Raw genomic sequence first — 13,370 nt, 5'->3', positions numbered from 1 at the left:
AGACATGCGGTTGATTGGCTGCGTTCACCACGGAAGGGATAAATTTCGCGAATGCATTCGCGTTTCCGATCGCATATTGCTGACGCATCACAGATTCAAGTTCGTTGTGAAACACCTGATATGCTGCTTTGTGGTCTTCATCCATGTCTATGAAGACGGGCCGTTCATCAAGTTCTACGAGGGGCAATCCCATATCTCCCAACTCTAAAAACACCGTTTTATCGGCCAAATGGTTCACAAACAATTTGGGCGACAGACCCGGAACTTCTTTTGGAGGATTGAGGATCACCTTGCGAGAGGTGGACCCTCCTGCCGATGTTACGTCGTCTTCTGAATAACGACCACGTTGTTCCATCGTCCCGTATAGATGAACGAACTTGTTTAAGGAACGATGGTCAAGACCATCCGCCTTCATTTCAGCCGGACAAATACGCCAGAGCAGGTGATACAGACTCGATGCTTTTCCATCGCTGAGTGTTCCTGTCAGTCCAAGTACCCGTTTTGACGCACCCGCAATGGCTCCCATCGCTTCTCCTTGGCCACTGTTTGACTTGTACTGATGAAGTTCATCGATAATAGTCAAGTCAAACCACCCACGAAGGTATTTCTGAATGAACCACGCTGGCTGCAGACGCCGATGTTTGAGTCCGCTCACAGTTTCCCATTCCGGTACGACGTCTCTCATTAGATTTGCGCCACACTCCGAGCAGTGATACTCGGTTATCGATTTCTTAAATACGTACTGAGTCCGCTGTCTCTTGCGACTTCCGATGGATAAGGCTGTATACGAGTTGAATCCAGTCGCCAAATCCTTGAAGCCGAGCTTACGTTCAGCGATTTGATCGGCCTCGTGATCATGCTTACGAGCGTCCTTTTCAGCAGTCTTTGTATGCTTCTGCTGAATCCCACCACATTCTGGACACAGCCATACGTCCTCAATCATGGAGGCCAAGGTGTAGCGTTCATGCCAGCGTGCCTTGTTTGGTACGACTGAGCGTTCCTTGTGAATCAGAGCCGGGGCTTTGGTCATTCCAAGCTTTGCCGTATCGCGGGAGAGCAAGATAAATTCAATCGGTGCTTTGTTCCCCCTTAGTACACGTTTGTCCCGGTAACGAACAACATCCTTCCAACTCTCAATGACCGTAACTTTGGCCTGCGGTAATGTGCGGCCAATCTCGTCCCGAACCCATTTCGGTATCGTGATCCCGGGAACCAGCAGAAGTACGGCAAATCCATGCTTTGATTGATTAGCTAGTGCATTTGCTACAGCCAAACTGATAATCGACTTCCCGGTTCCCATATCCGACGAGGCGATAATTCCCTTGTTTGCATCAAAACCGTTCAAGATTGCCTGAACGGTATGTGCCTGTGCCGGGAATGGAACCCTTTGCATCTGTGCGATAGCTTGGTCAATTGGCCGATCCAGGTCATGAGCCGGCGCAGCCAAATCCTCGATGGTTGTCGCAAGATGAGGCGCGAATGTCTGCAAATAGTCAATGACCTGGTACTCGCCATTGTCATCGGGGCGTAATGCCTCTGAAAGAGGCGGCGTATCTGTAACGCCCGATGGCAACTCAATTCTTCTTTCAGCTAGGAGATGTCCAAGTATCTCCTTCGCCCGTTCCTCAGTAAATTCATCAGACAACTCAAAAGCCTTGAGCCCTTGCCACTGTGGAACACTTGGATCCGTCCAAACAGAGAGATCTTGCACATAGTCTTGTTCACGACAAACCTGCCAGATGACGTCTTTCCATCCCTGCACATACGGCAGGTTGAAATCACTGGCGAAACGTCGTAGAAACAAATCCGCCACATCGCCCCCTTGTGGAACGATGATAATGCGCGACATCCCAGATTCCAGTTGTTCATCGACTGCAGCTTTATGCAGCACAATGGCATGCGTGAGCTTACCAATAGGTCGGGCAACAAACCGGTATCCGTATTTCTCCGTATAAATCAGGTCAGAGCTAAACGATTGACGATTCCACTTCAAACGCAATCGGTCACCTTTGATGGCATGTGCAACAAGAGCCCGCGTTGGACTATCCAGGTCAATGAGCCCAACCGCAATCAAATCCTCTGCGTTCTTGTCGACATTCTTTCGAGTCACTACCATGTGTACGGCAGCCTCAATATGATTGTTGTCATCCTGGTAGGATAGTATCTTCATTCATATACCCCAGCTACACCATCTCCAGGGAGGCAATCGCCCCGGAAAAATGGTGCACCGGGGCCTTCGCCTCCTTTATGATGGGTTACTGTAAGTCAAGAATCGTTCCATCTGGCTGAATGGTTCGAACTGCAGTGATGTACGACTCGGTATCAATCACAGTCTCCGAACCATCTTCATTTCTTACAATGTCTCGATTGACAATTTTCCTTGTCATCCCCACAACCATATGGCGATGCTGTCCAAATCCGACGGCACCGTTCAGCGCGCCAGCTGAAATTAGTGTAGCCATGTGCGTTCGGCGAAACGGCAGTAAGGGACGTTTTAGGGAAGCTTGTACGTCCGTTGACATGAGCATATTGTCTGCAATTCGAAAGACGTCAGACTGCGCCAAATCCAGGCGTAACTCCGCTTCATCAAGCACGTAGCCACGAAATAAAATGGGTACCTCGATATTGGCTGCGGGCGGAACGAACCACATCCGTCCATCCGATTCATCCAAATATGGCATGTGTTGTTCCATGTCTTTCCCGTAAATGAGCATCTCGTTTTTCATTTGACGATCCGCATCAGACAACTCCTTCGCGCTCGTCAAATTCTTCTTGCGCCGTTGACCAAAGACGACCACTTGGCGAAATGCCTGGTATTCATCGTCATCAAATCGATATACAGCCAAGTTCGTGAAACGGTGAAACAGTGCGTTCACCATCTCCGTGCCAAGCGTATAGCGTGGAATGACGAATACAAGCACACCATCTGGAGCCAGTTGTTTGGACAAATCTCGCAGAAAGATGAGCTCCTTGCGCATCTCTAACCCCCCCAGACCAGAATGTGCGTCATAGGGCGGATTGAGAAAGAGCAGCTGCATACTTGCTACCTCAACACGTGCCCGCTCATATCCACAGTGCAGGACATGATTTAATTTCTCTTTTGCAGCTCCTGCGCGATGGCCGTCAATTTCAACTCCGTATGTCATAGATCTGGGTGATGCCGCGCCAATTTGGCCCAGTGCATCCCCCTCTCCGCAACAAGGGTCGAAGAATCGCGCAGGTTCGGTCATCTGAAGCCGACCAAGAATTTTCGCCACCATGGAACGAGGCGTTGGGTAATACCCCATTTTTGAGATTCCTTCAGTTCGCATTTGTCCCTTCACGTCTTATCGCTGGAACACGAGGTACCCCCTCCGCCCCAATCGAACAAGACGGAGGGTCACCTCCTTCGCATATCTGTTATACAGTTATCAATTTGGACGGCTGATTAAAGTAGTCCCTGTGCTTTTAAACTCGTAAACCTCCCCGAATCTCCAACAATGATGTGGTCCAACACATCGATTCCAAGCGTTCGACCAGCCTCTACCAACCGCCGCGTAACCGCGGTGTCTTCAGGGCTTGCAGTCGGATCTCCACTGGGATGATTGTGACCAACGATGATATCTGACGCATTGGCCAGAATTGCTGGTTTAAACACTTCGCGAGGGTGGACCAAAGACGCGTCAAGCGATCCGATACTGACGGTGTTTAACGCGTTTACATAGTGTTTGGTCGAAAGCACCATCACGACAAATTCTTCGCGGTCGGTGTTACCGATGTATTCAAACAGGATATTTGCAGCATCATCTGCACAGCGGATTTGCCGACTCCCTGAATACTTGAAGTTCCGTTCTTTAATCAGTTCAATTCGAACCACGTTTATGGCTGCCAATTGTTCATTCCTCCATACTCCACCCAGCTGCACCAGGTGGATAAATTCACCCAGTGCAGTGGGTTTCGCATGTCAGTTCAACGAATTAAGTCAATTTTCAAGCGCTCGAGAAGGTCATGGTCAGACACAGGCTTGAAGCACTGTGACTGCGTAATCGCCTGCTTGGCCATTTCCATCGTTGGATACTCGCACTCAAACCGTTGCATGAATTTCAGGGCAAAGAGAGGATTCCGATCCATGTCCGTAACGTCAAAGGTTACATACGCTGCTTGAACCGAACCGTTGTTTACGATGACCGCAGCGTATTCCCACTTCGGGTCATCGATTTGGTAGCTGAGTATCACAACTCGTACCGTTGTCAGCGTCACCAAACCTTTACACCGATGCCAGACGTCAGGTATCGCTCGATAGGAACGATGTGTCGATTTCGCCATGTCGTCCTCGCCATTCAATAACCAACCACGTTCGACGCTTAACACTTCCGCCTGAATTTACACCGCCTCCTTTTTCACACTTGGCTCTAGCTGTAACGTGGACAAAATGGTGTCGGCTGCTTTTTGGATTCGTGTTCCACACGCTTTGAGCGTCTGTACGGCTTCTTCGCCTCTCCAGCCCACAATGTAGCCAAAAGAGTAATCTGCCGTATCGAAACCAAGTGCACTCGCGACGACAAACGCGGTTGACTCGGCTTCAAGTTCTCGTGTTTCTCTCTCAGGTCGATCCCCCAAGCTGTGCAACAGCCCGTGCGCCCATTCGTGAATGAGTACCTTTGCCTTTTGTGCTTCAGGTAGCGTCTCGACAATCTCGATAGAGCGAGTTCGATGGTTAAAGGAACCGAGCGCCCCACTCTCCATTTCATGTACTTCACAGAGAGGAAAGGGACAGGCTTGCCGCAACGATTCATACCATCCCGTGTGTCCGTCCATGATGACGGGTACATCGACGGTTGGAATCGGTTCACCGTCTGTTTGCGTTACGTCCCAGACATACACAGGACGAAACCCGTACAGAACTTTGCGTTTGGCTTCTTCACCTACGGCGGTTTCTTCCACACCTGGCGGTGCTTCATCCTCAATTTTTGTGCGGAACATTGGAGCAAGAATTGAAATGCCACGCTCACCCTTGCGAACGAAGCGCCTCATCTCTTTCCACTGTTGAAAACCAGCAACCATGGTTGCGTCCGGTTTTTGAATGAAAATCAGTAGGGCGTTGTGGAAGCTGTAAGTGTGGAATCGGCTTTGAAACATCAAGTACCGTTTCCACTGTTCGGTATCTAGCAAAGATTCAATTCCCTGCTCTAACCGCACGAGCGCATCTTTGACCTTGTCATTCATGCATGAACGTCCCCAAGTATCACCGAGGGAGTGTCCCCTCAATGAAGCAAGGGGACTTCCTCCCTTCGAGTTACTGGATTATTGGCTCAGGCACTCACACGTTCATCTGTTGGTTCTGTACTTGCAGTTTCCTTCGACACCGCTGTAGAATTCGCCATTGGAGCAATCAGGCATAGGCCTGTTTCACCAACGGGGTTGACCGTAAACGGTTGATTCGCTTCTACAAGACCTACCTCAATTTGTTCAATGCCTTCAAATGAGCGAAGCAGTGTTATCCAGTAATGAATGTTGCACCACAGCGCAATCGCTTTGTCGATCGAAGCGTTTTTCACTTCCACCGTGTCTCTCGCATTCCCGTACTGTGATGAAATTGCGGTAAGCGTCAGTCTTTCTGGCGTGAATTCGAACTGTGCCCGTTGATGCTCCGTTTCAGACAAGATCGACACGCGTTCACACGCCTCCAGTAACTCCTGTCGGTCTACCTTAATTCGGTATAGCGGGTTATGCGGAATAATACGTGACGTGTCGGGGTAGTTCCCGTCAAGTGCACGAATCACCATACGGTATGAGTCGTCATCCCAAGACACAATGAGCGAACTTGAGCTCAAAACCAGCGTGGTTTCCTCATCGTCATCGTGCGCTGGCAACCCGAGAGCCACCTTGTCTAACAGGGCTGCTGGTACGGTCAAACTTCGGTGTTCCCCGGTGATTGTCAGATATGGAACCGCGAACCCGGCGAGTCGTAGGCCATCCGTTGCCGTGGCCTGCAAAACGGACTCTCCAAGTGCCAAGTGGACCCCTGTCAGAATGGGTCGCGCAGGGCCTTTTGCTGTTGCATAAGTGGTACGCCGCAACAGCCGATGCAATTCGGGGGCCAACAATACGACGGACGTGGTGTTATCATTTTCATTGGTGTACGGTGTGAAAAGTTCCGGTTCTAAGCTCGCCAATTCGTACTTTGTCTTGCCAAAAACGAGTTTTGTTTTCGTTGAATTAGCGTGAACTGCTACATTGCCGATCGCCTTTTTCACGATTTCAAAGAGTTCCTTTGCCGGTAAAAGGCAGGCGCCGGAAGTTTCAATCGTGACTGCTGGATCCGTAATTGTCTCGTAAAGCGTGCGTCGTATCGACATGTCTTCACTGCTTGCATACAGATCGACACGATCATCCTCTTTATTTGCCCGGATCAGCACGTGTTTGAGTACGGGTCGGTTTGTCGAGTTCGGTACCACGCGTACAATGTCACGCAGGACTTTGACGAGTTCATCACAACGAAATGTCACTTTCATCAGGTTTCGCGCTCCTTCCCCTCAACGGGTATCGTTTCAATCCTCTTTTCGGTATTAAAAAACCAGCCGTGCCCACATGGAGACCGACTTTGTCGGTACCCACAGGACGTCGCCTGGTTGAATGTTTGCGTCGATATGATTGCGGGTCTCAATCGCACCAACAACATATCGAGGATCCGTATTGGGACAATACACCTCGCCAAGTTCCCAGAGCGTCTGCCCCGGACCTACGGTTACAGATTTCCATCCGTCAAATCCCGGTGGCATGACTCGGAGTACGAGCAAGGCTTCGATGAGCAGCACAAATGTCCCCATACCGACGTATCGTTTGATGCCTTTCACTTGGACCCCTCCGTGGACAAGATTTCACCCACGAGGCCGCTTCCCGAGGGTGAAAAAGCACCCCCTGGTAGCGGGCAGGGAACTACATTAGGCGTTCATTGCACTCATTCGTTTCCGAGAAACGGTAATCGTGGAATCCCATTCGTCGGCTGCGCAACCCGTGATAACTGTATTCGGCTTTGCGAGCACGACGTGAATGGGCCTACCATTTAAATCTCCCCGTTTCATTACACGGTGTCGGTTTTCTTGAACCGTGACCCCGACTTGTGCAATCTGATCGATCACATCCACCGGAAGCCGCCTTTGTACCATCCGCTTTACAGCGTGAATGTCGTACACAGGTCTGTTTCTTTTCGTCACCATGGCTTTCACCACCTTACACTCGATGAAGTAGTTTCAATGTGTTGACCGCTCCTCAGGCGACCTGTGAATCGACTTGGTGTTTCACTGTCAATTTCGTGTCCGAAACGTAGGACGCAATGACTTGACCATTGAAATGCTCTAAGAACAGATCCTGTACCGATTCCGCATTATCTACGTAAACCGGCATGGCCTCTCCTTTCGCTTCAGCTAGCACACGGCCAATCTCGAGGTCGCAGCGGATTTTCTCGGAGAACGACAACAGTCGATACGGTCTGCCTTTCCACTCGACCCGAAACGACTCTCGAATTTCGCCTGTCTCCTTGTTCCAATCCATCAAATGAATGCGCACGTGCTCAAACAAGCCGTTTAGCTTTTCATGTTGGGCACGAACAAACTCAAAGCGAAAATCTTGCAAGGCTTTTAACTTGCGTCGATAGGCTTCAAGCTGCTTTTGCTCATCCATCATGTATTGTTTGGTTTGGGCAATATTCTCCTTAGCCATTTGATACGTCCGTGTCATGGCCTCGTGAGCAATTTTTAGTTCCTGCTCGTTGCGCAATTGCTTTTCCATCTGCTGAATGAAGTCTTGTAGGTTCAGGTCTACTTCGGGCGTTTTCGGAAGAGACTTAAGACGCTCAATCTCAGCTTTCACCCGCTTACCTTCCGTGACTATTTGCTCGAGGTTCCTCTGAATCCCATTTTGTTTCAGGGCTACCTGCTGCCGAATTTTATTGGCTTGGTCGGCGGGCAATTTTTGACCACATGTATGACAGTGCGTGTCGACCTTTGGTACACTCGCCTTTAACGTCCGATAGGTATCGGCAAGCGATGTGTGCTGAGCGAGCAACTCTTGAAGCCGCTTATCTCGGTTCTCAAAACCCACTTCATGTATTGTCGTTTCACGCTTTGCTGCCTCAAACTGGTCTAACATCTCACTCGTAATCTTGCTTACGAAAGGGCTTGGTTCGCCTCGCTGGATAACCGATTCATAGGCGTCCATTTCGCCTTCAAAGCGCGTAAGAGACTTCTGCACTTCAACAATCTCTTCACGAACTCTCTTCATCGCGTAGTCGACCGATTCAATACCCATGACAAATTTATCGTGGGCTAACAGTTCGACTGAATCGGAACTCATTCGTGCCAATACGTCCTCCTTTGGAACATCAGGAACGCATTTCGCAAGGATCACTTTCGCTTCTTTTGGCTCCAAACTACTAAAATAGCCCGGGAAGAACATGGAGAGGAATTCGGAAACCGACCCGAACCAGCCCTCTATTTGGCCTTCCTTGGGACGCGATCCATTCACCGTAATTGCGGATGCTCGTTTACCGGATCGCGTGCGTGAAATCGTGAGAGATATCCCCCCCGAGTTGACGAATGTCACCGCAACTCCCATATTTTTCGACCCAATGTGCATCAGGTTTTCATCCTGCTTGCTTTTGCCAAGAATATCTGTGCCGTAAAGGCACCAGACCACGGCCTCAGCAATCGTTGATTTACCGGCACCATTGTGACCATAAACGGCTGTTACAGGACTGAACTGAATTTCCATATGCTCATGACACCTGAAATTCTCCAGCGTGATGGATTCAATTCTCATGTTTCATCCACCCTTCAAGATTCATTGTTTTGGATAATCCATGAACGGGATGTCTTGACCAGCGATTAACGGTTCATTCAAGCAGACATCTGCCTGCGCAAGTTGCGAACCGCGTAGCTGTATCCAGCGTACGTGAACAGTGCATAACTGCCGTCCGACCGCTTGCGAACTACACACGGGATACCGCGTCTAATGAAGAATCGCTTAGTCCGAAGCGCTGACTGGTAATCTTTCGTCATCGTAATGAATGCATTCATCGCGCTTACCTCCTGTGAGATCAAAAAAACCAGTTTGAACTCAGCGCCGTTTGTCGCTCCTGTCCGTACTGGTTGATTCGAACCCATTCGGTTCGTGGTGGTTACATCGGTAATCCATGTTGACTCATGGTTTGCAACCACTTCATGATTTTTGTTTCCGACTTCGATAGTTCTCCGCCTTGTAGCGCTTCTTGAAATTCCGGAATGAAACGACAGTCGAACCTTGCAGCTGACCGGAGGTTTTCCGGAACGAGTTTTTCGATCCGCTCCGCTAACCACTCGTCTCTCATCAGGTAAAAATCCTGACCATCGTACCTGTAAACCGGAAAGTTCTCGAAGACCACACCGAGTGAACTTGTTACGGTCCGATACACTTTCTCCACATCCTGATTCACTGAGCCCGACCGCCTCCTGCTCTGATGATGTCAACATCATAGAGCAACTTGCGCAGCGTGTTTGACGTTTCTGTGCCTACTTTTTGGACTAACCGGTGCAATGGCAGTAATAATGCCAAAATGTAACCGGCCATATCTTATACGAACGACCACAGCAACAGTGATCCATCGCCCCTTTTTATCCTGTCCGGTGATTGAAAATACCGGATCCAGGTTTGAAAAAGGCTGCTCACCATACGGGTATTCGTTGGGCCTATACATCTCATCCGGTAGATTGTTTTCGACAACATATTGAATGTCTGCAAAGTCGATGTTCCTTGCGGTCATTTGTAAGACAGCATGTTTGCTCCGACTAATGTATCCAAGGCCAAGATGTCGAACTAAGGCCTGCTGCAAATCCTCCCAAACTTCTTCAAACGAACGACCATGATTCAAATCCGTCCACCCATCGTCCAACACACGTGAGGATTTCGCCCTCTCGTTGGTTGAACGAGAGGGGCGTCCCTCCTTTCTGTGTTGTCGACAGTGATACTTTGTTAACCGACCATATTTCCGGACCGTTACACGCCCGTGCGTACGGTGCTCATTGGCGTTCGTTCGAGTTGAGCCAATCGGTACATCATGCGACTTCCTTCGATTTCTTGAATGACCGCATTGACACGTCTTCGTCGTCCATACAGATTCCAGCGAATTTTTCGTAGGATACTCATGTATCATTGCTCCCTTCAAAAGGTCAATGAGTTGCTTTACCTGATATCAAGCCGAATACGAATCCGCAAATGGATCTTCATTGAAATCGGCTGGTACATCATCTGCAAACGGATCGTCGTTGTATCGGGAAGGCATAGGTGTCGGTTCACGAGATGCACTCCGTTCACCCGTTGGTGCACTAGAAGGTGAATTGGTGCCATCTCCTCGATCAAGGAACCGAACACTTTCTGCGACGACTTCCGCTACGCGCACTTTTCGCCCTTCCCGATCCTCATACGACCGAATCTGAAGTCGGCCATCCACGCCTGCCATACGTCCCTTGTGCAGATACTGCGCACAAGTCTCGGCTTGCTTTTGCCAGACCACGATGTTGACGAAATCTGTTTCCCGTTCGCCCTGTTGATTCTTTCGTGCGCGATCCACCGCTAACGTAAACGATGACACCGGTGTTCCTGAATGGGTGTAGCGCAACTCTGGATCGGCTGTAAGCCGGCCAATAATAATGACTCGATTCATCATGAGAAAATATTTCCCCTTTCCACATTCGTTTCTAGGAAACCACCTTGAAATCAACAAGTTCGAGTCGATCCAACCAGCGCTGTGACTGCGTAGCCTCAAATCGGATGGCGGTACCCTCTCGTAAAGACTTCAGCTTTTTAACGACCGTTGGTTCCGCAGTAAGCAGTTCCAGGAGTTCTCCGTCAAGAGACGCGAGGCGAACCATAGCCGCTTCTGTATCACGGTAGGGTTTGAATTTGACTTCGCTTACAGCCGCGATATCGGCTCCTTCAGATACTGACTCGTGCCCGGGTTCTTCCTGCATGCCCAGTTTGTCGTCGACAATTTGAGTATCCAGGTATAAGTCATCCGGGAGTTCGTCTTCTGGAATGGGTTCAACACTTGGCATGGTCGCAGTTAAAAGCGGTGTTCGTGTCATAAAATCCGTGAGCTTCATGTCGTCAATTCCGAGCGTGAGGACATAAACAGTTTTCGGACGGCCATCCGGATTCACGACCTTCGGCACAATCCGAAGCTTTAACGGAACCATCGCGATACGACCACCTGTGAGTGCCATGACCATTTGAATGCTGCCATTTAAATTGATCGTGGTATGCCAACTTGACGTATCGAGTTGCCAGACACCGATACCGGGGACGTCGGGTAGAAAGAACTGAAGCTGCCCGAGTTCCTTGCATTTCCCCTCTTGGAAGACGGGACAATCACGATACAGACACTGAACCTGAATACGTCCACCTTGTCCGTCTACGCGGTTCGCCGTTTCACCGTCCCCTTTGCAGTACAGTTCATATCGCTCACCGACTCGCCTATAAGACGAAAGGAATTGAGGGAAAAACTGTTCTGGATTGTTCGACGGGAATGTGACGGTGATTTCGCGTGGCCGATCCCCGTAGACAGAACGAAACGCTTCTACAGCATTCTCACTGGTGGACTCGTCGGGTTTCACCACGAAGTAGTCCACTGCAGTCGGATACTCGTTACCACTTCTCTCGGACTTTTGCTTGACGCCTAAATCGATTTTCCCGATTCTCGGAATCCGTGAGACGTCACTACGGCCTTTAATAGGCATGTAGACTCCTCCCTTTGATGGGAAACCAATTTCCTAGACGCACATTCGAGTACGCTGAATTGGCTCAACTTTATCGGTGTTACGATTTACAGCAATGTGTTCGGGATTCAAAGAAATCTCGAGGTAGGTGCGACCTTGACTACATGTCGTCGCGATGTGAGGTTGGCTGGTAGATGCAGCTAAAGGTACAGTGGGTTTAACTTACAATTCGTTTCGGTGGAATTCCTTGTTCGAAGTGGATGGCACGATGTGTACCACTTAAATCGCGGTGTTTTACTGAATGGTCTGGTGCTGTTACTACACGGATTGCTACTTCCTGCTGTGTTCGCGAGTGAGTTGATTCAATCTTCATACCTTCACAGACCATTCGATATAACCGTTTATCTTGCTCCTTCCGGAATTTCTCATATTCACGCCACTCACGCCAAATCCAATCAAGCGTTCGACGTCGATACAAGATCCATTGTTTCTGTGTGAACGCCTTAGGCGCAACTGGGGAGAGAATACGATTCGTGAAACCCATCTCCGCTAGTTGTTCACGAGTCAGTTCTTCCGCCGGATGACGTGGAAACTTCCGCTTACCAACTGGATACAGTTCATCTCTCGCTGCTTGAAATGTCACGCCATTGAGCCAGGCATGAAACGCAATCGCCCCGCCCTTAGAACCACACTTGTGGCAGAAAAAAGTGTCTTTGACCGATGACACATACAGATGAAACTGTCGCCGTTTGTCATGACAGACTGGACAGTGAGCTTTATACTGCCCAAATCGAGTCGTTGGATAGAGCGGGAACTTGTTTCTCACGGCAATCTCTTCGATGCCAATCAATGCAATCGCCTCCGTTCAATCCCCATACTTATCACTGCATGGTTCTGCAGTTGGGATGTATTTGACCTTTTCATCACCCCTCTCATGAATCTTTTCCAGGCGAGAAAACCCGGAAACACAAAAACAGACTCGCTCAGCCTGCATTTTCAGGAGTGCCAGTCTTGTTCATCTGTATCCGTAGCTTAGACGGTGGACTCGTCCCATATTGACCGGGACCTCATAAAATTTTGAATCGATCACGAAAATTGAGTTGGTAAGTAACTGCTAGTAGGGGATAATGTGCTACTCTGCAACGAGGCTTCTTCACACTATAAATAGTCAATTTGTGGAGCAATGACGGAAAAGGACCGCCTTTGGGGTTTTAATGTATCATGTGTCCTACTCCACGACGACACGTGAATCATCGCTTCTTCGGATATACGGCTTTGTTCCCGCTTGGTCCCCACACGAGTCAGCCATTGTTCTCAATCTGTATGCATCCTTCTCTGAACTCCAATTTCTGTTGCCAGAGAATCAATTCATACAGAACTACATGAGCCATCACTTAAAGTTAAGCACGGCGCGTTTTCGGGGATGCGCTGGAGTGGCTCGTTACTCTGATCAACTTGTCATTACCATTCCTACTCTTTGTTGATCTTCTTCACTCGCCCTATACAGTACCGTGATTGACTCAATACCGTATTCTCCACCCACGTGCTTCGCTTATCCTCACAAAATAAAAGAGGAATAAACTAGTTCCTGATCCCAGAATGCATATCAGGACTTTGTCAATAGGGTATTTATACGCCTTT

16 protein-coding genes are annotated in these 13,370 nt (G+C 49.3%); all 16 read right to left on the bottom strand.

What is annotated here, in order from left to right; all coding sequences use genetic code 11:
* On the bottom strand, positions 1–2,170 hold a 2,170-nt coding region (locus AN477_RS14575; RefSeq protein ID WP_157061987.1), incomplete at its 3' end, for a DEAD/DEAH box helicase family protein.
* Positions 2,171–2,255: 85 nt separating this feature from the next.
* On the bottom strand, positions 2,256–3,287 hold the full coding sequence (locus tag AN477_RS14570; protein WP_157061986.1) for a DUF6094 domain-containing protein: 1,032 nt from the start codon (positions 3,285–3,287) through the stop codon (positions 2,256–2,258).
* Between the two features lie 140 nt (positions 3,288–3,427).
* Positions 3,428–3,871 carry a JAB domain-containing protein gene (locus AN477_RS14565; protein ID WP_083486310.1) on the bottom strand — a complete coding sequence of 148 codons (444 nt, stop codon included), beginning with the start codon at positions 3,869–3,871 and terminating at the stop codon, positions 3,428–3,430.
* Between the two features lie 77 nt (positions 3,872–3,948).
* The gene (locus AN477_RS14560) at positions 3,949–4,305 is read right to left on the bottom strand and encodes a hypothetical protein (protein WP_157061985.1); all 357 of its coding nucleotides are present in this window, start codon (positions 4,303–4,305) and stop codon (positions 3,949–3,951) included.
* Positions 4,306–4,362: 57 nt separating this feature from the next.
* Entirely contained in the window at positions 4,363–5,205 is an 843-nt protein-coding gene (locus tag AN477_RS14555; protein ID WP_054969897.1) for an ArdC-like ssDNA-binding domain-containing protein, read from the bottom strand.
* Positions 5,206–5,291: 86 nt separating this feature from the next.
* Positions 5,292–6,494, bottom strand: a complete 1,203-nt coding sequence (dnaN, locus tag AN477_RS14550) for a DNA polymerase III subunit beta (protein ID WP_054969896.1) — start codon at positions 6,492–6,494, stop codon at positions 5,292–5,294.
* Positions 6,495–6,548: 54 nt separating this feature from the next.
* A complete protein-coding gene (locus AN477_RS14545; protein ID WP_245631833.1) occupies positions 6,549–6,836 on the bottom strand; it encodes a LysM domain-containing protein in 288 nt (95 codons plus the stop codon).
* Between the two features lie 87 nt (positions 6,837–6,923).
* Positions 6,924–7,199: a DUF4258 domain-containing protein gene (locus AN477_RS14540; protein ID WP_054969895.1), complete on the bottom strand. Its 276-nt coding sequence runs from the start codon at positions 7,197–7,199 to the stop codon at positions 6,924–6,926.
* Positions 7,200–7,251: 52 nt separating this feature from the next.
* Positions 7,252–8,799 (bottom strand): AAA family ATPase, encoded by a 1,548-nt coding sequence (locus tag AN477_RS14535; protein ID WP_054969894.1) that lies wholly within the window; start codon positions 8,797–8,799, stop codon positions 7,252–7,254.
* A 77-nt stretch (positions 8,800–8,876) separates the two neighbouring features.
* Complete coding sequence (locus AN477_RS14530; protein ID WP_054969893.1) at positions 8,877–9,056, bottom strand: hypothetical protein; 180 nt, start codon at positions 9,054–9,056, stop codon at positions 8,877–8,879.
* 101 nt (positions 9,057–9,157) lie between these two features.
* Entirely contained in the window at positions 9,158–9,451 is a 294-nt protein-coding gene (locus AN477_RS14525) for a hypothetical protein (RefSeq protein ID WP_054969892.1), read from the bottom strand.
* Positions 9,452–9,487: 36 nt separating this feature from the next.
* Positions 9,488–9,886: a DUF4258 domain-containing protein gene (locus tag AN477_RS25060; protein ID WP_054969891.1), complete on the bottom strand. Its 399-nt coding sequence runs from the start codon at positions 9,884–9,886 to the stop codon at positions 9,488–9,490.
* A 125-nt stretch (positions 9,887–10,011) separates the two neighbouring features.
* Entirely contained in the window at positions 10,012–10,161 is a 150-nt protein-coding gene (locus tag AN477_RS25055) for a hypothetical protein (protein WP_169787905.1), read from the bottom strand.
* A 46-nt stretch (positions 10,162–10,207) separates the two neighbouring features.
* Positions 10,208–10,681, bottom strand: a complete 474-nt coding sequence (locus tag AN477_RS14515) for a single-stranded DNA-binding protein (RefSeq protein ID WP_054969890.1) — start codon at positions 10,679–10,681, stop codon at positions 10,208–10,210.
* A gap of 31 nt (positions 10,682–10,712) precedes the next feature.
* Positions 10,713–11,750: a recombination directionality factor gene (locus tag AN477_RS14510; RefSeq protein WP_054969889.1), complete on the bottom strand. Its 1,038-nt coding sequence runs from the start codon at positions 11,748–11,750 to the stop codon at positions 10,713–10,715.
* A gap of 196 nt (positions 11,751–11,946) precedes the next feature.
* Positions 11,947–12,579: a CHC2 zinc finger domain-containing protein gene (locus AN477_RS14505; RefSeq protein ID WP_083486309.1), complete on the bottom strand. Its 633-nt coding sequence runs from the start codon at positions 12,577–12,579 to the stop codon at positions 11,947–11,949.
* Between the last annotated feature and the right edge of the window lie 791 nt (positions 12,580–13,370).

This window comes from Paenalicyclobacillus ferrooxydans (assembly GCF_001399675.1).
Taxonomy (GTDB): Bacteria; Bacillota; Bacilli; order Alicyclobacillales; family Alicyclobacillaceae; genus Alicyclobacillus_B; species Alicyclobacillus_B ferrooxydans.
The sequence above is the reverse complement of the archived record's forward strand: the minus strand, read 5'-3'. Positions and strand labels throughout refer to the sequence as shown.